This is a genomic window from Gracilibacillus boraciitolerans JCM 21714 (genome assembly GCF_000521485.1).
GTDB classification, from domain to species: Bacteria; Bacillota; Bacilli; order Bacillales; family Amphibacillaceae; genus Gracilibacillus; species Gracilibacillus boraciitolerans.
The window spans coordinates 481,571-502,611 of sequence record NZ_BAVS01000001.1; the positions used below are offsets into that span (position 1 = coordinate 481,571).

At 36.2% G+C, this 21,041-nt stretch carries 20 protein-coding genes and 4 pseudogenes; 1 reads left to right on the plus strand and 23 read right to left on the minus strand.

Annotated features, from left to right (window positions below):
* Window positions 1-66: 66 nt before the first annotated feature.
* The 10 genes and pseudogenes from acpP to JCM21714_RS02495 form a co-directional block, all read right to left on the minus strand.
* Entirely contained in the window at window positions 67-300 is a 234-nt protein-coding gene (acpP, locus tag JCM21714_RS02460) for an acyl carrier protein (RefSeq protein ID WP_035721508.1), read from the minus strand.
* A 37-nt stretch (window positions 301-337) separates the two neighbouring features.
* Window positions 338-1,078, minus strand: coding sequence for a 3-oxoacyl-[acyl-carrier-protein] reductase (gene fabG / locus JCM21714_RS02465; protein WP_035721511.1), 741 nt, complete (start codon window positions 1,076-1,078; stop codon window positions 338-340).
* Window positions 1,078-1,524, minus strand: a complete 447-nt coding sequence (locus tag JCM21714_RS23490; protein WP_369403422.1) for an ACP S-malonyltransferase — start codon at window positions 1,522-1,524, stop codon at window positions 1,078-1,080. The genes fabG and JCM21714_RS23490 overlap by 1 nt, the downstream gene beginning before the upstream one ends.
* A 14-nt stretch (window positions 1,525-1,538) precedes the next feature.
* On the minus strand, window positions 1,539-2,024 hold the full coding sequence (locus tag JCM21714_RS23495) for an ACP S-malonyltransferase (protein ID WP_369403393.1): 486 nt from the start codon (window positions 2,022-2,024) through the stop codon (window positions 1,539-1,541).
* A 3-nt stretch (window positions 2,025-2,027) separates the two neighbouring features.
* Entirely contained in the window at window positions 2,028-3,035 is a 1,008-nt protein-coding gene (plsX, locus tag JCM21714_RS02475) for a phosphate acyltransferase PlsX (protein ID WP_035721514.1), read from the minus strand.
* 3 nt (window positions 3,036-3,038) lie between these two features.
* On the minus strand, window positions 3,039-3,617 hold the full coding sequence (gene fapR / locus JCM21714_RS02480) for a transcription factor FapR (RefSeq protein WP_035721835.1): 579 nt from the start codon (window positions 3,615-3,617) through the stop codon (window positions 3,039-3,041).
* A 134-nt stretch (window positions 3,618-3,751) separates the two neighbouring features.
* A complete protein-coding gene (recG, locus tag JCM21714_RS02485) occupies window positions 3,752-5,500 on the minus strand; it encodes an ATP-dependent DNA helicase RecG (protein WP_369403394.1) in 1,749 nt (582 codons plus the stop codon).
* Window positions 5,395-5,775, minus strand: a complete 381-nt coding sequence (locus tag JCM21714_RS23500) for a hypothetical protein (protein ID WP_369403395.1) — start codon at window positions 5,773-5,775, stop codon at window positions 5,395-5,397. Before JCM21714_RS23500 ends, recG begins: the two co-directional genes overlap by 106 nt.
* Before the next feature lie 60 nt (window positions 5,776-5,835).
* Window positions 5,836-7,507 (minus strand): annotated as a pseudogene (locus JCM21714_RS02490) (DAK2 domain-containing protein).
* Between the two features lie 47 nt (window positions 7,508-7,554).
* Window positions 7,555-7,917: an Asp23/Gls24 family envelope stress response protein gene (locus JCM21714_RS02495; protein WP_035721517.1), complete on the minus strand. Its 363-nt coding sequence runs from the start codon at window positions 7,915-7,917 to the stop codon at window positions 7,555-7,557.
* 415 nt (window positions 7,918-8,332) lie between these two features.
* On the opposite strand from JCM21714_RS02495, the gene rpmB reads away from it, so the two are divergent.
* Complete coding sequence (gene rpmB, locus JCM21714_RS02500; RefSeq protein WP_035721520.1) at window positions 8,333-8,521, plus strand: 50S ribosomal protein L28; 189 nt, start codon at window positions 8,333-8,335, stop codon at window positions 8,519-8,521.
* A gap of 57 nt (window positions 8,522-8,578) precedes the next feature.
* On the opposite strand, the gene spoVM is transcribed toward rpmB, so the two are convergent.
* From spoVM to remA, 13 genes and pseudogenes are all read right to left on the minus strand, one after another.
* Window positions 8,579-8,674, minus strand: coding sequence for a stage V sporulation protein SpoVM (gene spoVM / locus JCM21714_RS23505; protein ID WP_084040543.1), 96 nt, complete (start codon window positions 8,672-8,674; stop codon window positions 8,579-8,581).
* A 109-nt stretch (window positions 8,675-8,783) separates the two neighbouring features.
* Entirely contained in the window at window positions 8,784-9,440 is a 657-nt protein-coding gene (locus tag JCM21714_RS02505; RefSeq protein ID WP_035721524.1) for a thiamine diphosphokinase, read from the minus strand.
* A 128-nt stretch (window positions 9,441-9,568) separates the two neighbouring features.
* Window positions 9,569-10,222: a ribulose-phosphate 3-epimerase gene (rpe, locus tag JCM21714_RS02510; RefSeq protein WP_035721527.1), complete on the minus strand. Its 654-nt coding sequence runs from the start codon at window positions 10,220-10,222 to the stop codon at window positions 9,569-9,571.
* A 1-nt stretch (window position 10,223) separates the two neighbouring features.
* Window positions 10,224-11,107, minus strand: a pseudogene (rsgA, locus tag JCM21714_RS02515) (ribosome small subunit-dependent GTPase A).
* The gene (gene pknB, locus JCM21714_RS02520; RefSeq protein ID WP_035721530.1) at window positions 11,108-13,108 is read right to left on the minus strand and encodes a Stk1 family PASTA domain-containing Ser/Thr kinase; all 2,001 of its coding nucleotides are present in this window, start codon (window positions 13,106-13,108) and stop codon (window positions 11,108-11,110) included.
* Entirely contained in the window at window positions 13,102-13,854 is a 753-nt protein-coding gene (locus JCM21714_RS02525) for a Stp1/IreP family PP2C-type Ser/Thr phosphatase (protein ID WP_035721533.1), read from the minus strand. The genes pknB and JCM21714_RS02525 overlap by 7 nt, the downstream gene beginning before the upstream one ends.
* A 24-nt stretch (window positions 13,855-13,878) precedes the next feature.
* On the minus strand, window positions 13,879-15,234 hold the full coding sequence (rsmB, locus tag JCM21714_RS02530; RefSeq protein WP_035721536.1) for a 16S rRNA (cytosine(967)-C(5))-methyltransferase RsmB: 1,356 nt from the start codon (window positions 15,232-15,234) through the stop codon (window positions 13,879-13,881).
* Window positions 15,231-16,171 (minus strand): annotated as a pseudogene (gene fmt / locus JCM21714_RS02535) (methionyl-tRNA formyltransferase). The gene rsmB and the pseudogene fmt overlap by 4 nt, the downstream one beginning before the upstream one ends.
* A gap of 13 nt (window positions 16,172-16,184) precedes the next feature.
* Window positions 16,185-18,593, minus strand: coding sequence for a primosomal protein N' (gene priA / locus JCM21714_RS02540; protein ID WP_035721539.1), 2,409 nt, complete (start codon window positions 18,591-18,593; stop codon window positions 16,185-16,187).
* A 1-nt stretch (window position 18,594) separates the two neighbouring features.
* Window positions 18,595-19,800 (minus strand): annotated as a pseudogene (gene coaBC, locus JCM21714_RS02545) (bifunctional phosphopantothenoylcysteine decarboxylase/phosphopantothenate--cysteine ligase CoaBC).
* Between the two features lie 88 nt (window positions 19,801-19,888).
* Window positions 19,889-20,104, minus strand: a complete 216-nt coding sequence (gene rpoZ / locus JCM21714_RS02550) for a DNA-directed RNA polymerase subunit omega (protein WP_035721541.1) — start codon at window positions 20,102-20,104, stop codon at window positions 19,889-19,891.
* On the minus strand, window positions 20,101-20,724 hold the full coding sequence (gmk, locus tag JCM21714_RS02555) for a guanylate kinase (RefSeq protein WP_035721544.1): 624 nt from the start codon (window positions 20,722-20,724) through the stop codon (window positions 20,101-20,103). Before gmk ends, rpoZ begins: the two co-directional genes overlap by 4 nt.
* Window positions 20,725-20,738: 14 nt before the next feature.
* The gene (gene remA, locus JCM21714_RS02560; RefSeq protein WP_035721547.1) at window positions 20,739-20,999 is read right to left on the minus strand and encodes an extracellular matrix/biofilm regulator RemA; all 261 of its coding nucleotides are present in this window, start codon (window positions 20,997-20,999) and stop codon (window positions 20,739-20,741) included.
* Between the last annotated feature and the right edge of the window lie 42 nt (window positions 21,000-21,041).

Sequence of the window (21,041 nt, forward strand, 5' to 3'; positions counted from 1 at the left end):
GCTTTACTAATACTTAAAAAGTGAGAAAAGTCTTACTAGAGTAAGACTTTTCTCACTAAGACAAGTTTATTGGTTGCTGTTTATGTAATTTACAGCATCACCTACTGTAGAAATTTTTTCTGCATCTTCATCAGCAATTTCTATGTCAAACTCATCTTCAAGTTCCATAACTAGTTCCACCACATCTAAAGAATCTGCTTCTAAGTCATCTTTAAACGAAGCTTCTAATGTTACTTTATCCTCATCAACATCTAAACGATCGACAACGATTTGTTTTACTTTTTCAAACGCATCTGCCATTTTCCGTCACCTCCTTTCAAAGAGTAATTCTATCATATTACATAACCATTCCACCGTCTACCTGAATGGTTTGTCCCGTAACATAATTAGCTTGTTTTGAAGCTAAAAATAACGCAACGTTTGCTACATCCAAAACTTCTCCCAGCTTATTTAAAGGAATCAATTTAAGCATTTGTTCTTTTTGTTCATCGGTTAATCGATCTGTCATATCTGTAGCAATAAATCCAGGTGCAATTGCATTAACAAGAATATTTCGAGGTGCCAATTCCTTAGCAGTTGTTTTCGTTAAACCTATTACACCAGCTTTAGCAGATACGTAATTTGCTTGTCCTGGATTACCACTAATCCCTACAACTGAAGATATATTAATAATACGGCCACTTTTTTGTTTCATCATTTGACGGGTAACCGCTTTTGTACATAAAAATACACCCTTTAAATTGACATCAATTACCTCATCAAAATCTGCTTCACTCATTCTCATTAACAAATTATCTTTCGTAATACCCGCATTATTTACTAAAATATCCAAACTTCCAAATCTTGTTATCGTTTCTTTAATCATTGCTTTTACTTCAGACTCATTACTGACATTGGCTTTGAATTTAATTGCTTCGCCACCATTTGCGTTAATTTCTGAAACAACTTCTTCTGCACGATCATCGCTGCCAGCATAGTTCACGACTATTTTTGCTCCACTCTTGGCAAAACTTAAAGCAATCTCCCTGCCTATCCCTCGTGAAGCGCCTGTGACTATAGCTACCTGGTCTTGTAACATTATTCTTCCTCCTTGAACCATTTGATGAATTCATCTAAAGAATCCTGATCTTGCACGGCAAAAGTGGTAGCTCTTTTGTTTACTTTTTTCACTAAACCTGTTAGAACTTTACCACTTCCTATTTCTACAATTGCATCAAGTGATTCTTCTAGAAGCTGTTCAATTATTTCTTCAAATCGAACTGGTGAATAAAGCTGCTTCACTAATAATTCTTTTATTAAATCTGCTTCTATCACCTTTTCTGCCAGCACATTGGCATAAACAGGTATAGCTGCGTCAGACCATTTTATATTCTCCACTAATTGTTCAAAATCATTTGCGGCAACCTTCATTAAACTAGAATGAAATGGTCCGCTAACTGGTAAAGGTAACACTCTTTTGGCACCTGCAGTTTTTAATGTTTCAACCGCTTTATCAATCGCTGGCTTTGCACCTGAAATAACGATTTGGCCCGGACAATTTAAGTTGCAATCTCGATTACTTCATTCAAATCTTGGCTAATCTTTACCAATTCAGACTCTAAAGTATCTTTATCCATACCCAACACTGCTGCCATTGATCCTTTTCCTTCTGGATAGGCACGTTCCATTAATTTACCACGCTCGTGTACCAATAAGACTGCATCCGAGAAGGAAATTGCATCTGCAGTAACTAAGGAACTGTATTCACCAAGACTATGACCGCCTGTAACTACCGGCTTTATATTTTCTTCTGCTAACAATTGTGTTATCGCTGCACTTACCAGCAACAAAGCTGGTTGTGTGTTTTCCGTTTTAGTTAATTGTTCTTTTGGTCCATTAAACATAATAGATGTCAAATCATAACCTAAGCGTTCATTTGCTGTCTCAAACAGTTGTTTGATTCGATCATATTCCTGATATAAGTCTTGACCCATCCCTACTGTTTGTGATCCCTGACCTGGATAAATAAATGCTACTCTCTTCAAAATTTATTCCTCCTCAGTAGAAGTTTGCAATTGCTGTACTTCAGATTCAATTGTCTCTACTACATTTTCATCTACAATACTCATGGATTGTTTTATCGCACTAAAGATAGCTTGTGCATTTGAGGATCCATGTGCTTTGATCACAGGAGCACTAAGCCCAAATAAAGCTGCGCCACCATATTCAGAATAATCCAATTGGTTCTTTAATCCTTTTAACTCTGTCTTAGCTAACATTGCTGCGATTTTTGTTTTGGTATTGCTCATAAATTTCTCTTTCAGCATCGAAAAAAGAGTCAAAGCAGTTCCCTCAATTGTTTTTAACGCTATATTTCCACTAAATCCATCGGTAACAACTACTTCTGCCACACCATTTAATAAATCTCTTGCTTCGACATTTCCAACAAAATTAATCGGAAGTTGCTGCAATAAATCAAATGCTTTTTTTGTTAAGTCATTTCCTTTACCACTCTCTGTCCCCACATTTAAAAGTCCAACACGTGGATTTTCTACTTTCCGAACACTTTTCATGTAGATAGAACCCATTAACCCATACTGTTGCAAATGTTGTGGCTTGGCATCCACATTTGCACCTACATCCAATAGCAGAAATCCCTTTCCGTCAACTGTTGGCAAAGTAGGACTAAGTGCTGGCCGATCAATACCTTTTATTCTGCCGACAATAAATAATCCTGCACTCATCAACGCGCCTGTGTTTCCTGCCGAAATACAGGCATCAGCTTTTCCCGCTTTCACTTCGTTAGCCATTAACACTAAAGATGCTTTCTTTTTACGTCGAACGGCTTTTACAGGTACATCTTCACTAGTAATTTTATCCTCTGTGTGAATAATAGTAATCGATGGATGATTTTCTGTAGATTGTTTTATTTTACTCTCGTCACCAACTAAGGTAATTTGGAGATTATCAAACTGTTTAACGGCTTTTACTGCGCCGAGCACAATTTCTTTTGGTGCGTGATCCCCCCCACCCATTGCATCAATAGCAATCCTCATTACTTACCCCCCCTCTTTCTCTTGAGTTGATCGAAACATTTCGAAAACGCCTGTAAAAACTGGCTCGTTATCGACATGACTATGTACTTCCACTACTGTGCGATTGTTTATTTCCATACCGATTACTTTTGCTTTAGCAATAACACGTTCTCCTTCAACTACTTGCCTGATAAACTTGATATCTGCATTTGCTGTTAAGGCTAAGTCATCATTAATCACCGCTACAGCTAATGAATTGGCTTGCGCAAATAAATGATGGCCTCTCGCAATTTTATTACGTGTGAAGACATGATCAGCTGTAATATCCATAATCGAAATAGCCCGCTGATCCAATTCTAAATCAATTATTTCCCCCCCAATTACATCATCAATCGCTAAAGCTTTAACCGTTTCATTCCATGTAGAAGTTGCAACAGATTTAATTCTTTCTCTTAACTCTGGTATATTAAGTTCCATTCGATCAAGTCGAATCGTCTGAATACTGACTTCGTACATATTTGCTAATGCTTCGTCGGTAATAAAAGGTTTCTGTTCAATGGTTTCTTTCAAGCTGACTTGTCTTTCTTTCTTATTACGTTTCATACGATCCACCGTCCATCATTCTACGTCAACAATATCCCTTATTAATATTATGACTAGGTACTAATAGTAATATATAATACCATCGAAGATTATGCAAGTATCTCTAATTTAATAATTTTGTATCAATTTTAATTTCATTTATTAAATAGTTCATTAAACCTTGGTACTCGGGGGAATTTCCATTTATGTTGCTCCACAATTTCAATGGCGTCCGTTCGAGCAGTTTCCAATGCCCGATAATCGTGGACCATGTCCGCTAATTTAAATTCTGGCAAACCACTTTGTTTCACTCCAAATATATCTCCTGGTCCTCTCAACTCTAAATCACGTTCAGCCAACACAAATCCATCTGTTGTTTCGGTCATAATTCGCATTCTTTCTTTTCCGTTTTCGCCTTTTGGATCAGCTACTAAGATACAATAGCTTTGTTTTTCCCCTCTGCCAACACGGCCTCGCAGCTGATGTAACTGTGATAAGCCAAATCGATCTGCATCTTGAATCATCATTACCGTCGCATTGGGAACATTTACCCCCCCAACCTCAACTACGGTAGTAGACACTAATAGTTGAACTTTATTCTTAGCAAAATCTATCATAACCTGTTCTTTCTCTTCTGAGGTTAATCTGCCATGCATCAGTCCTACACTAGCCTTATCCTGTAATACTTCTTGCAATTGATGATAGAGATCTAACGCATTTTGGATGTCCAATTTATCAGATTCTTCAATTAATGGACATATTACATAAGCTTGAGCACCTTTCTTTATTTCTTTATATATAAAATTTACTGTTCTTTCAAACATGTTATGCTTTACCCAATACGTATCAATTGGTTTTCTGCCCTTTGGCATTTCGTCTATTTTGGAAACATCCATATCACCAAAAGCTGTAATCGATAGAGTTCTCGGGATTGGAGTTGCGGTCATAAACAAAATATCTGCTAAAATACCTTTTTCCCTCAAAGTATTTCTTTGTTGTACACCAAATCGATGCTGCTCATCGATAATAACGTAACCAAGATTTGCGAAATTTACCTCATCTTGAATAAGAGCATGAGTTCCAATCACGACATCACAGCTACCATTTTCAATATTAGCTAATATCTCTTTTCTCTTTTTACCTTTAATAGAGCCAGTTAGTCGATGGATCGTTACTACATCAGGTAATAATTCCCGCAATGAAGCTTCATGCTGCTCTGCCAGAATTTCAGTTGGCACCATAAATGCCACCTGCTTACCTGCTGTTACAGATCCATATAAACTAATGACAGCTATAGCAGTTTTACCTGAACCTACATCACCTTGTAACAGTCGGTTCATTCGATAAGGGGACTGCAAATCTTCGAGAATTTCTTTTAGTGATTTTTGTTGTGCAGATGTTAACGTAAAAGGAAAGGAGTCGACCAGTTTAGTTACCTTTTCTATTTGTATTTCTTGAGCATTTCCTTCCGTTTCTTCACGATTTCTCTTGCGGTAGAGCTGCATTTTTATTTGAAATAATAGCAATTCTTCATAAATAAATCTCCTTTTAGCATGCTTCAGCTGTTCAAATGAGGCAGGAAAATGAATCTGAGCCAAACCATCCTTCCGTTCAGGTAATTTATATGTTTCCAAATAAGAAACAGGTAATATTTCAACAATAGCGTCACGATAGGTCGCTAGAGCATTTTTTATAATTTTTTTTAATTGTGCACTCTTTATATCGCCTTTTGAAGAGTAGATAGGGGGGGTAATCGGACTTGTTTCATCGATACTCCCTTGTTTATAATTATCGATGGTTATTTGTAAGCGATGCTGATCCCACTTGCCATTAACAGACATCTCTTCACCTGGAACAAAGTGCTTTTTAGCAAAGGCACGGTTAAACAGAACACCCTTGACCACCACACCATCAATCGCAAAGAAACTACTAATCTCGATTTTCGTTTTTGATAAAACTGAAGGGTTGGTTCATGGATAACTTCACCTGTTATGGTTACTTTTTCATTATGTACTAGTTCATGAAGTAGCTTTTGTTCGTAATGATCATAACGATTAGGAAAATAATAAAGCAGATCTTCAACGGAATGGATTCCAATTTGTGCCAAGGTCTCTGTTAACTTAGGTCCAACTTCAATCACTTCTTGCACGGAAATATTATTCATACGATTCACACTCACTTTTATACTCGGCTTTTTAGAAAGAAAAGCTCTACCACATTGGATAGAGCTTTTCAAAGTTTATTCAATCGAAAAGATGTAAGAATAGATTGGCTGGTCACCTTGGTGAACCTCCACTTCGATATCTTCAAAATGATCTTCTATAAATGCAATAATTTCTTCTTCTTCCTTATCATTCGTTTCTTCCCCCCCACGAATTACCGTAACAATCTCGTCTTCCTCTACATCAATCATCTTTGTTAATAATTCTTTAATCACAGTAATATGGTCTGCGTTTGTTACTTTAATTTTCCCGTCTAAAAGCCCCATATAATGCCCATTTTCAATTGTCATACCATCGATTTGTGTATCTCGGACAGCATATGTAATTTGACCGGTTTTAACTGCTTTACATGACTCTGTCATTACTTGTTGATTCTCTTTTATTGATAGTTCTGGATTAAACGTTAACATAGCTGTCATCCCTTGTGGAATTGTTTTTGTTTGAACCACTTCCACATTACCTTCAGCTAATTCAGCAGCTTGCTCTGCAGCCATTATAATATTTTTATTATTAGGTAATATCAGTACGTTTTCTGCGTGAGCTTCTTTTACAGCATTCGCCAAATCTTGTGTACTGGGATTCATTGTTTGACCACCTTGAATAACCACGGTAGCTCCTAAACTTTTAAATAACTTCGTTAATCCATCTCCCATTGCTACAGTTACAATTCCAAATTTTTGTTTGTCTTTTGATTTTGCTGGTTTTTTATCGACGATATTTGAATGCTGTTCACGCATATTTTCTACTTTAAGATTAATAAAGCTGCCAAAACGTTGACCAAGATTAAATATATCTCCAGGATATTCTGCATGGATATGAACCTTTACAATTTCATCATTGGAAACTACTAGTAACGAATCACCATGTTTGATTAATTCATCTCTGAACTTTGCTTCATCGTATGGATGGTCTTTTAGCTTATCCTCTTCAAAGCGAACCATGAATTCTGTACAATAACCAAATTCAATATCATCTGTACTCATAAAATCCTGAGCCATTTTATGATGTTCGGCATGAACAAATTCATTTAAATTCATTGTCTCATCTTCAGAGAATTCTGGTACTTCTTCTCCTTTTAGCGCTGCCAAAAATCCCTCATAAATAACCACTAAACCTTGGCCACCGCTATCAACAACGCCTACTTCTTTTAATACTGGCAATAACTCAGGTGTTCTTTTAAGCGACTTTTTAGAAGCATGTACAACTTTTTCGAAAAAAGAAATAATATCTTTTTTCTTCCTCGGCTATTTTTTGCGCCTCAGCCGCAGTATCCTTTGCAACTGTAAGTATAGTCCCTTCCACTGGTTTCATTACTGCTTTATAGGCAGTACTAACGCCATTATCCAAAGCTATAACAAAACTATCTATGTCTAATTCCTTCTTGCCTTCTAAGCCTTTAGCAAATCCTCTAAACAGTTGAGATAAAATCACACCAGAATTACCTCTGGCACCCATTAACAAACCTTTCGCAAAAGCATTGGCTACAGCAGAAACACTGCTTTGATCTGACTTTTTTACTTCACTTGCGCCAGATGTAATGGATAAGTTCATATTCGTACCGGTATCCCCCATCGGTACTGGAAATACATTTAGTGCGTCAATTCGATCGGCATTATTTGTTAAAGAATTTGCCCCCCCAGCTAACACCATATTAGCTAACATTGATCCAGTTATATTTTTTTGAGTCACTAGCTACTTCCTCCCTCTGCTCCATTTAACAAAAACTACTATCGGAATTAATCCTGGATGACACGAACACCCTGAATATAAATGTTAATAGACCTTATTTTTAATCCGAGTGTTTTCTCCAGATTATATTTAACTTGTGATTGAACATTATGTGCTACTTCAGAGATTTTTGTTCCATAACTGACAATGATGTACATATCAATATGGACATGTTCTTCTTCCTGACGAACCACAACACCTTTCGCGAAATTCTCTTTTCTTAAGATTTCTGCAATTCCGTCTCTCAATTGGTTTTTTGAAGCCATTCCAACAATTCCATAACATTCAATTGCTGCACCTCCAGCAATTGTTGCTATCACTTCATTTGTAATTGTTACAATTCCATCATCTTTCTTGAGCTCAATTGACATCCTGCATCCTCCTTTATGAATCAGTAAAACGAGCATCCTAATATTCAGATAACTTCTATTATATCAGAAATAAGACTATTTAATTATAGAATGTATGAAAATAATAAGTATGTCAAGCATTCTCATATACCTAATAATAAATACACAATTAACTCAGCGTCAGCGAACGAGCGACAATTTTGAAAGTATGATGCTTATAAGGAAAAAGCTCTGTCCATTTACTTCGCTTTCGATAGAGTTGAATTTACAGTTATTTAAATACTGTTGTCAAAGAATTACTTCTTAACAGTTTGGGTTTTATTTCATTTTTACATGAATAATCATTGTTTTTTAATTTTCAAATTGCAAAATGGTTAAAAGTATGATAAATTATATAAGTATGTACAGAGTTAGTGTATTAGGAGGGAACAAAATTATGGGACGTAAATGTGTAATAACTGGTCGTAAAACGACTTCAGGAAATAATCGTTCACATGCGATGAACGCAAATAAGCGTACATGGAAAGCAAACGTACAAAAAGTAAGAATTTTGGTTGACGGCAAACCTCAACGTGTGTATGTTTCTGCTCGTGCGCTTAAATCTGGCAAAGTAGAACGCGTTTAATTCGTATATGCTTAATGAAAGATAGAAAAAGGCTCCCATACTTGAGGAGCCTTTTTCTTATTTCTTTCCTGACCCTAATATTGCACGAATAAAACCACCGATAAACCGCGGGAGCTTAATTGTATAAAATTTCATCATACCCCTCCTCTTCATCTCATGAAGAACTTAACATTCGTGATAATGTGGATTCTTATATAGCTTATGTGTGAACACCTATATAATTGCATAGCTTTCGTTAATTCTGGAAGATTTTCTTGATTCCTTACGAAAGTTTATCTTCTTCCGTGCTCTTTATTACTATTAATATGCCACTTTCGAATAAAAAAGTACCTTCTTGTTCAATTAAAAAATTTGAGATGCATCGGGTGCTCCCCCCCCAGTTAATCTTTTCGTTATGTAATGGATAATAAAATCCTTCCAATGATAATCCCTGGACTTCTGAACTAAAAGCAAGAAAAGAAATTAGTTCTTCTTTTCTTGCTGATATGTTATATCTACCAGGCTTATAGAGAGAAACTTCATTTTTGTAATCCATAATCACAGCTTCAATATTCTGCTCCAATAAACGATATAATAACTGAATATTAGCCAGTTCATGATCCAGCCTTCCAGCTGTAACGCCGAATAACATAATAGAAGTTGGATTATATGTTAGTGCAGTGACAATCGCTAACTCTAAATCTGTTTCATTCTTTTCACTGGGATACTCTTTATAAATGTTGGAATTATGTTTGATTCGATTTTTAATTTGATCTGAGACAGAATCAAAGTCACCAATTGCTATATCAATATCAATATTATAATTTAATAAATAATTTGCTCCTAAATCTGCTCCGATCCATAGATCTACTTTATCTTTGTAAATAGATAAATCAGCTAATGCTAAGAGCGGACCACCAGCGACAATTCCTATATTCATTTTAGCCAACCTTTCCTCAAAAATAGCAATCTGAAATAAAATGGATCATCATGGTGTAAATGAACTCTTCTCTGTTTTCCTCTATTCATACTTCTCAGGCAATTAGCAGAGAATGTTTAGGACGTTCATTAGTTGCTTTGCCGTATTTTTTTTATTGCATTTTCACGATCAATTTCATTAAATATAGCACTTCCTGCAACAAGCACATCTACTCCAGCTGCTATACATTGCTTGGCAGTTTCTTCATTTACACCACCATCAGCCTCAATTTCAAATGATAACCCTAATTCTTCACGCCACTTTGCTGCCTGTTTTACTTTATCTAATACTTCAGGTATAAATGATTGGCCGCCAAATCCTGGATTAACTGTCATAAATAATACAAGGTCTACATCCTTTAATATCGGTTTAATCATTTCTACAGGAGTTGCCGGGTTTATTACAACTCCAGGTTTTATACCAGCTTCTTTAATCAGATGAATCGTACGGTGTAAATGTGTGCACGCCTCTGCATGAACAGTTAAAATGTCTGCGCCTGCATCAACAAAATCCTGAATATATTGATCAGGATTTTCTATCATTAAATGAACATCCAATGTTTTATCTGTAATCGGCCTAATAGAAGACAAAACTACTGGCCCGATAGTAATATTTGGAACGAAATGTCCGTCCATTACATCAATATGAATATAGTCTGCGCCTCCTTTTAATACATCTTCAATTTCTTCTTTTAAAATCGAAAAATTTGCTGCTAAAATCGATGGTGCAATTTTCGTACTCATGTTAATACCTCGGCTTTCTATTTTTAATTTCTTCTGCAAATTGCACATAATTATCATAACGTTCTTTCAATATTTCTCCATTAACTAATGCTTGCTTTACAGCACATTTTGGTTCTTGTATATGCATACAACCCCTGAACTTACAATCATTCTGCAGCACGGCAAATTCTGGATAATATTGCGGTAAATTTTCTAATTGTATCTCCTTAAAGTCCAAGGAACTAAAACCCGGCGTATCCGCAACCAAACCACTTTCAAAAGGAATTAACTCCACATGTCTAGTAGTATGTTTACCTCTGCCAAGGCTTGCTGAAATATCATCCGTTTCCAGATTCAGTCCAGGTACAATTTGGTTTAATATCGATGTCTTTCCTACACCTGATTGTCCCGCAAATACGGAAACTTTATCATTCAGATGAATAGACAATTGAGCAATCATTTCATTATCCTTTGTCGATAAAAATTCTATAGAATAACCGATTTGCTGATAATAGGTTAACTTTTCTTTAACGGACTTAGCTTCCACCTCTGTGAGTAAATCCATTTTTGTGAAAAATAGTAAAGGTTGAATCGCTTTGGACTCCACTAACACAAGAAACTTATCCAAAAGATTCACGCTAAGATTGGGTTCCTTTACTGACGTCACGATAATAGCTTGATCAACATTAGCTATCGGTGGTCTTGTCAATTGATTATCTCTTTCATCAACTGAAATTATATATCCTTCTTTTATATCCTGATATTCGAATTCTACTTGATCGCCAACTAGAGGAGTAATTTTTTTTTGACGAAAAACTCCCCCCTTCCACGACATTGTATAAGCTCGCCTTCAAATTCTACATAATAAAATCCACTAAGAGCTTTTACAATTCTACCTTTTGGCATTTACTCACCCTCTGCATCTTTATAGGTTACTGTTTCTTCAATAATAAGTTCATCATCTCTTATCACCTTATATGTTGCCTCTTCATCAGGTGCAATCGTCAGTTGAATCGTGAATGACGTGTCTTCCGTTATTAATTCTACTTCTTGGTATAACTCTGATATCTGATTATTCATATCTTCCACATAAATACTAACTTCCTGTGGCTCAGGTTCACTTCCATCTTCTGTTGGCTGCTTAGTATACGGTACATTAAATGATTCATCATGAGTTATCTGTGTTTTCGGTTCTGGACCGGTTGAGACCGTAAGCGTAACAAGATCGCCTTTTTCAAGCTGCTGATTTGCTGATGGAGACTGGTCAATGACATATTCCTCTTCCACTTCTGCATCATGCTCTTTTTTAATATCTACTTTTAAATCATTTTCCTCTAAATATTTTGTTGCCTCATCTATATGAAGGCCGACTAATCGATTTAATGTCACTTGTTCTGGCCCTTTGCTAATTTCAAAGATAACATTCGTATCTCTTGGAACTACTTCCGTTCCAGGAGATGGTTGATATTGAGCGATTATCTCTCCAACAGGTTGATCGGAAAATTCTTCGTAAAATTTAACATCATTAAAACCTTGTTCTTTTAAAAATGCTTCAATCCGTTGATAATCATTACCAACATAATCCTCAAATACGATTTTTTCAGGTCCTAAACTGACAAAAACAGTGATATCTTTATTTTCTTTCACTGTTTGATTTGCACCGGGGGGGTTAGTATCTATTACATGATCCGCTTCAACTTCTTCGTTATATTCTTCTTTTTTGGTAACTGTCAGATTAAGATCTGTTAATTCCCTCAAAGCATCTTCATAACTATAACCCGCTAAATCGGGAATTTTTACATCTTTCGGTTGAAACAAGCCTGGCAAAATAAACAGTGCTATTAAAATAGCTCCAAATAGGATGATAAACAAACTCGTTACCCATACAAACGTTTTTTTGCGCTTCTTTTTCTTCTTTTCTTTCAGTTCATCACTATTATTATCACTAACTGCAGATTTCATAATCGTAGCTTGATCAATTGCAGCTGTATTCGATAAATCGTTATCGTCTGTCATAATTGGAATTGCTTTGGTAATGGTACCATCTGCTTCAGGATCTTCATATTTAGCAACATGTAATTGGCTTGGATCTAAGGAATGAGTTAATTCATCTTCCATTTCAAAAACGGACTGATAACGATGAAAGGGATCTTTTGTCGTTGATTTCAATACGATATTTTCTACTGATTGTGGAATTCGCGGATTAAATTCCTTGACAGATGGTGTCGCCGATTGTAAATGCTTTAAGGCAACAGAAACCGCCGATTGGCCTGAAAAGGGCAGATTGCCTGTCAATAACTCAAATAAGACAATCCCAAGTGAATAAATATCGGATTTGCGATTTGCCTTTCCGCCACGCGCCTGTTCTGGTGATAAATAATGCACAGAACCTAATACTGAATTCGTCTGTGTCAAAGCTGTAGCACTCAAAGCTACTGCAATCCCAAAATCTGTCACCTTTACCTGACCATACGGGTCTATTAGTATGTTCTGTGGTTTAATATCACGATGAATCAATCCATTGTCGTGAGCATGCGAGATAGCAGAGGTTATTTGTGTCATAATATCGATGACTTCTTCCACTTCAATAGGGGGGGCATGTAATTGTATGTATTGTTTTAAGGTCATTCCATCCACATATTCCATAACCATATAATAAATCTGCTCTTCATCCCCTACATCATAAATACTCACAATATTTGGATGAGACAAACTTGTAGCTGCTTGTGCTTCACGATGAAACCTTATAATAAATTCATTATCATTTGCATATTCCAGCCGCAAAACTTTAATAGCAACTTGCCTCTTAAGAATCGTATCATTTCCCAGATAAACATTTGCCATACCGCCGCCACCGATAAATTTAATGATCTCATAACGTTCGTTTAAAAGCTTGCCTTCTAACACTGAGATTCACCAACTTTCTCATGATGTTCGACAACTGCCAAAGTGATATTATCTTCTCCACCACGATCATTAGCTAAATCTATTAAAATTTGCGTAATATCGTCAGCATTATTATCTCTTATTAAGGCATGTAATTCTTGATCTGACACTTTATTTGATAAACCATCTGTACAAACTAACAATTGAGTAAACTCATCCCAATCTGTACTATAAATATCTGGATCTAAATCGAGCTCCGTTCCTACTGCTTTTAAGATGACATTTCTTCTTGGATGCACTTTAGCATCTGCTTCTGAAAGCTGGCCAGTCCGGACTAATTCACCAACAAGTGAATGATCTTCTGTCACTTGCTTCCACTTGGTTGAATTCAACATGTATGCCCTGCTATCACCGATATGAGCAATCACTAGATATTCTGATGTACATATTGCTGCTACGACAGTTGTACCCATCCCCCCCACACAATCAAGATTTGTTTTTGCTTTATGATAAATATCGTTATTCACCTTACGAACAGTATCTTTTAACCATTTTTTAAGTTTCTCTCTTTCAAATGGAACCTTTAAATCCAGCCAATATTTTTCAAGGTATTCTATAGCCATTTTACTGGCAACATCACCTGCCTGATGTCCACCCATTCCATCTGCAACAATTGCTAAAATTGCCTCCTGTCGACAAAATACTGCTACTGCATCTTCATTTAATTCTCTTAATTTTCCCTTGTCCGATTGATAAACATACTTCATCAATTAAAACACCTCTTCTCCCAATCAGCTAACCTTTATTAACTTTGTAATAAAAAATCCATCACTGTTCATATCCTGCGGAAAAATTTGCACACCAAATTCACTAATTCCAACACTATGTTTTAACAATTCTGGTAGCTCATCGAAAAAGAAAGGATCAACACGAAATGATTGATTTTCTTTTAGAAATGTTTTGATCACTTCTTCATTTTCCTGTTTATCAACTGTACACGTACTATAAATTAATTTCCCTTCTTTTTTAAGCAGTGCTTGGACATGATTCAAAATATCTAATTGAATTAACGATAAATTTTTCATGTCCTGTTCATTTTTATTATATTTTATATCAGGCTTACTACGAAGCACACCTAAACCTGAACAAGGAGCATCTACCAAAATACGATCAAACGATGCATCTGAATGTTTATGTCGTAACTCTCTTGCATCGGACTGATCAGCATGGATAGATGACAATCCTAATGTATTAGCTTTCTGCTTGACTAAATTTACTTTTTTTTCATGCAGATCATAAGCATAAACAGCACCTGTGTTTTTCATTTTTTCCGCAATGTGTGTTGCCTTTCCACCAGGAGCACTGCAGGGATCCAATACATCCATTCCATCTGATAAATCCATGAGCTCTGCTACTAACATGGAACTCTCATCCTGAATCGTAAACAAAGCATTTTGAAAACTGCTGTGTTTCAGAATATTTCCCTTTTCAATAACAATACCTTGGCTGGAAACGCTTGACTTAGAAACTTCTAAACCATCCATTCGCAAATTTTCAATTAATTCATCACGAGTAACACGCATTGGTTGAACTCTGACCGACATTTTTTTATGTGAGATATTCGTTTCACACATTTGTTCTGTAATATCTATACCATATTGATTAATCCAACGTTCGACCAACCAATAAGGATGACTGGTTTCAATACTGATTCGTTCAACCGGATCTTTAATTGCTCGATAATCTGGAAAGCCATCTCTTTGAGCAGAACGCAAAATACCATTCACAAAATTCGCGACACCTTTATGTCCTTTTCTTTTTGCAATCTCAACGGATTCATGAATAATGGCATGATCAGGAACTTTATCCAGATATTTCATCTGATAGAAGGATAAGATCAATAACCATTGGACCCATTTGTCGATTTTTTTCTTAGTTTGAATGAATGAAGTTAGATCGTATTCAAGCGTTAATTTTCGTTGCAGTGTTCCATAGACAATCTCTGTTAATAATGCTCCATCTCTTGCATCAAGATCATGGTTTTTCAGAATTTGATCAATCAATAGATGACTATATCCACCCTGATCTCCAATTCTAATTAATAAATCGAGCGCTAGTTTTCTGACGTTGTTAGTTGATTTGTTCATTCGCCTAGTCTCTCTCCTACTTTCATTTTACTACCAATTCCTCTAAGAAAATCTGAGAATAACATTTTTTTCTTTCCGGCAGGCTGTACAACTGTCAGTTTGATCAATATCTTATCACCTGTTGCTACACTTAGACCTTCTTCCTCTATCTCTACCACAGTTCCAGGTGAAGCAGAACTTTGTTTATTAGTTTTAATCGCCTTGTAGACTTTGAACACTTTTCCTTGCCATGTTGTAAACGCCACTGGCCATGGATGTAAACCGCGAATATGATTGTACACTACCTGTTGTGACTGACTCCAGTCGATCTTTTCCTGTTCACGTTTTATATTTGGGGGGGCAAAAGTTGCTAACTCTTCATTCTGTGCTGTTGCTCGTATTTCTCCAGAAAAAATCCCAGGAAGAGTGTCGATCAGTAAATCTGAGCCAACTACCGATAATTTATCATGTAATGTACCAACATCGTCTTTATCATCGATAACAATTTCATGTTGACTTATTACATCTCCTGCATCCAATCTTTCCGCCATATACATAATCGATATCCCTGTTTTTTATGACCTTTTAATAGTGCATAATGAATTGGTGCTCCACCTCTTAAATGCGGCAATAAAGAAGCATGTACATTAATACAACCATAAACAGGTATATCTAACAATCCTTTTGGCAAAAGTTGTCCAAAAGCAGCCGTTACGATTAGATCTGGATTTCTTTCTTCTATTTCCTGATAATTGTCCTTAATCTTTTCAGGCTGAAAAACTGGTATCGAGTATTTTTCTGCCGCTACCTTGACCGGAGGTGGAGAGAGAATTTTTTTTCTTCCCCGAGGACGATCAGGTTGTGTTACAACCAAATCTATATGATACCCTTCTTCTATCAACCTCTCTAATACTGGTACGGCGAAATCTGGAGTCCCCATAAAAATAATTTTTTTCATCGTAAAACCTCTCTTACATTAAGGAATATGGTTCAAAATCAACTTGTATCGTTAAATCATGACGATAAATATCATCATGATAATGCTTTAGTATTCTACGCATGACTTCTCTTTGGTTCGGTTCATCCTTATATTTTACCATGCACTGATAACGATATCTATTATTTATGCGCACAATTGGCGAGGGTGTTGGTCCTAATACAGTCGCTTGAGCTGACAAATGTTTAAATAGCAGCTTACAAATCGTTTTTGTCACCTCTTGAGCTTTTAATTGATTAGGATGGGAGACATTTATTAATGTCAAAAAATAATAAGGTGGATAATGAAATCCTTTGCGAGTTTCCATTTCCTGTTGGAAAAATTGTTGATATTGATACTGACTTGCTAGCTGAATACTATAATGTTCCGGTGTGTAAGTTTGAATGATTACTTCTCCAGGCAATTTATGTCTTCCTGCTCGTCCACTTACTTGTGTTAATAATTGAAACGTTTTTTCTGATGAACGAAAGTCAGGTAAATGTAACATGGTATCCACCGCTAATACACCAACAAGTGTCACTCTTTCAAAATCTAACCCCTTCGCTATCATCTGCGTTCCTAATAATATATTTGCCTCACCATTTCCAAACTTGTCTAAAAGACTTTTGTGAGAACCTTTTCTTCTTGTTGTATCAACGTCCATTCGAATAACCTTTGCTTCAGGAATATGCTCTCGTAATGCTTCTTCTACTTTCTGTGTTCCTGTTCCAAAATAGCGAATCGTCTTGCTTTTACACACTTGACATTCTTTTACCATTGGGATTTGATAATCGCAATAATGGCATTTGAGTTGATGTGAACTCTTATGATAGGTTAGCGCAATATCACATGCTGGACATTTCATTACATCCCCACATTCCCGACACATAACGAAAGTTGAATGACCGCGACGATTTAAAAATAACACTACTTGTTCTTTTCTTTCTATACGTGATTTAATAGCATCTAATAAATTTCGAGAGAACATCGTACGGTTCCCAGCATATAGCTCATCCCGCATATCGATAATTTCAACTGGCGGCATTTCACCTTCATTCATTCGATCGGGCATCTCTAATAATCGATATACACCCTTTTTTGCTCGTGCATAAGACTCTAACATCGGTGTTGCACTTCCAAGCACAATTGGACAGTTGTGATAACTACCTCGTTTCTTTGCAACTTCCCTCGCATGATATCGTGGCTGCTCATCTTGTTTATAACTTGTCTCATGTTCCTCATCGATAATGATGATCCCAATATTCTCAAATGGTGCAAAAATTGCAGAGCGTGCTCCAACTACAACCTTTACTTCCTTTTTATGAATTTTCGTCCATTCATCAAATTTCTCACCAGGTGATAAAGCACTATGTAACACCGCAACCTCTGAACCAAATCTGCCTTTAAATCGTTGGACCATTTGAGGTGTAAGAGCAATTTCAGGAACTAATACAATCGCTTCCTCACCTTTAACTAATACACGTTCAATTGCCTGTAAATATACCTCTGTTTTCCCGCTTCCAGTTACCCCGTGGAGTAGAAAAACCTCATCCTTTTTTGAATCAATTGCATCCCAAATTGGTTTTATAGCAGCCTGTTGCTGGCTATTTAAGGGTAAGGAAGTGGTTCGTTCAAATTCAGTATTCTGAAAGGGATCTCGATAAACCTTTTTATCTATTTTTTTTAATAGTTTTTTATCGACCAATTGATTAATGGTAGATGAAGTAGTTTGTAGCTTTGTTAGTAAAAGTTGCTGTTCTACTGGTTCAGGTTGTTGAATAAACCATTCCATAATTTTTTTCTGTTTTTTTGCCCGATTAGACATATCTTCTATTGCTTCTTCCAACAAGTATTGCTCTTTATTTGGACCAATAAACACTTTAGTTTTTTTTGTTTCCTTTGATTTAACAATATAATTAATTTGAACATGACCATTCTTTATTTCCTCTAATAATAATGCATAATTCCCATTTCTTTCGATAAATTCCTCAAAATCCATTATTGTCCTTCCGGCAAACAGTTGCTGTAATCCTTCCGGTAACTCTACATCTGTTAAAGCTTCAATTTCCTTTTTGTATTTCGCTTTTAATATTTGCGGTAACATCGCCTGAAAATTTTGAATATAGAAACTAACCGTCTGCTCACTCATCCATTTACCAAGTTGCAGCAATTCATCGGTTAAAACTGGAGTTAAGTCCATTACCTCATCAAGTGGCTTCAGTTTATCAAATTCTGAATGATCGCTCACTTCTACTACAAATCCCATTACTTTTCGTGGACCAAAAGGCACAGAAACTCTCATTCCTTTTATCACGATATTTTCTAATGGTTCAGGTATTAAGTAATCAAATGTATGATTTGTTTGGCTAGTCGGAACATCGACTATCACTTTTGCTACCTGCATACTAACCCTTCCCTATCTCTTCATCAATTAACTTTATTAGTTGATCCGCTATATCTTTTTTACTAGCCTGTGGAATAGCGTGTTCACTACCACTTTTTGTCATAAAAATTACTTCATTATGATCAGCATCAAAACCGATGTCATTTCTACTCACATCATTTAATACAATCGCATCGAGATTTTTCGAATCTAATTTTTTCTTGCCATATTGTTTTATATTTTCTGTTTCTGCTGCAAAACCTACTAAAAACTGTCTGTTTTTATTTTGACCTAGAGAACCTAGAATATCAACGGTTCTTTCCATGTCTACCGAAAAAGGTCCTGTCTTTTTCTTTATTTTCTGATCCATTATTTTTACTGGTCGATAGTCAGCAACTGCAGCTGTTTTTATCACAATATCCACCTGATGAAATAACTGCATTACTTGTTCATACATTTCCTGCGCATTCGTTATACGATAGAATGAAGATTTTGAGGAATTGCTAAATTTGTTGGACCAGAGATTAAATAAACCTCTGCCCCCCCATATTCCATAGCGGATTGGGCAAGGGCATATCCCATTTTCCCTGATGAATAATTAGTGAAATAACGAACAGGATCAAGCGCTTCTCTAGTTGGCCCAGCGTAATAAGGACCTTTTTATTTTTCCACTTGATTGTTCGGTTGGTTTCCATATCTATGAGTTCTACCATTTTCTCTGGTTCTTCTAATCTACCTCTCCCAATATAACCACATGCAAGGTAACCATCCCCCCCAGGTTCGATAAAGCGATATCCCCCCCAGCTTTCTAGTTTTTTCATATTTTCGATAACAGCAGGGTGCTGATACATATGCACATTCATTGCTGGTGCGATATAAATTGGTACTTGAGTAGCCAAAAGTGTGGTTGTTAACATATCAGTTGCAATGCCGTTTGCAATTTTGCCGATAAGATTAGCGGTAGCAGGAGCCACTATAAAAAATCAGCCCAGTCGGCTAAATCGATATGTGCAATAACATTAGGATCTTTTTCATCAAAAGTGTCTGTGTAGACTGGGTTTCTTGAAATTGCCTGAAAGGTAAGAGGTGTGACAAATTCTGTCGCATTCTCCGTCATTATTACGCGCACATCTGCGCCTGCCTGGGCTAATTTACTTGTCAAGGCAATTGCTTTATAAGCAGCAATTCCACCGGAAACGCCCAGCACTATTTTTTTCCCTTTTAACACATAGATGACCACCTTTCCATATATAGAAGAAACCCCCCCCGCAAGCAAAGCAATGCGAGGGAGTACTCTTCGAAACAAAATTTTCAGCCTATTCTTTCGGCATTACATAATCTGGATCAATAATTAATTTTTCTTCCAGTATTTCTTCTAATGCTAAACCAACAAATGTTGCTGCTTTTGGATTTTCCACATTATGGATTTTTGTATCTTGAATTTGTCTTGCTCTTTTAGCTGCTAACGTTACTAGCGTGTATTTCGAAACAATTTTTGTTTGTAACTTATCAATGGATGGTTCTAAAATCATTTGTCATCTACCTCCAATAGTGCTTTGTATTGTTTTGCTACTCGAGATCTTTTGCAATGCTCACTTTGTACAATGGATTGGACTTTTCTAACGGCATCTTCTATATTATCATTTACAACCACATAATCATATTTATCCATCATTTCAATTTCATTTCGTGCTTCTTTTAAACGATTGATAATTAAATCTTCTGTTTCTGTACCACGTTCCACAATTCGATTTTTAAGTTCTTCTAAACTCGGTGGGATTAAAAAGATAAATACCCCTTGCGGAAAATTTTCTTTAACTTGCAAGGCACCTTGTACTTCAATCTCCAGAAATACATCATGCCCTTTTTCAATCATTTCATCGACATATTGTCTAGGTGTACCATAATAATTTCCTACATATTTGGCATACTCCAACATCTTCTTTTCATGTATCATTTGCTCAAACTGTTCATGACTTCGGTAAAAATAGTCTACTCCTTCTTGTTCCCCCCCTTCGCGTTTTGTTCGGGTTGTCATAGAAATAGAATACTTTAAATTAGTATCTTGTTCAAATAAGGCTTTACGTACTGTTCCTTTGCCCACTCCAGAAGGTCCAGACAATATAAACAGTATACCTTTCTCATCTATCAATATAACTCCTCCTACTATTCTTCACTTATTTCATCATGGCTAATCACTCGTTGACCAACTGTTTCTGGCTGTACAGCAGATAATACAACATGATCACTATCCGTTACGATGACTGCTCTAGTCCGTCTTCCATATGTAGCATCTACTAACTTATTATTATCTCTTGCAACGGTAATAATTCGTTTTATTGGTGCGGATTCTGGTGATACAATCGAAATGATTCGATTTGCAGACACCACATTCCCAAAACCAATATTAATTAATTTTAAACTCATTCGCGTTCCCCCCCTAAAAAATTTAACAAACAACTATTTAGT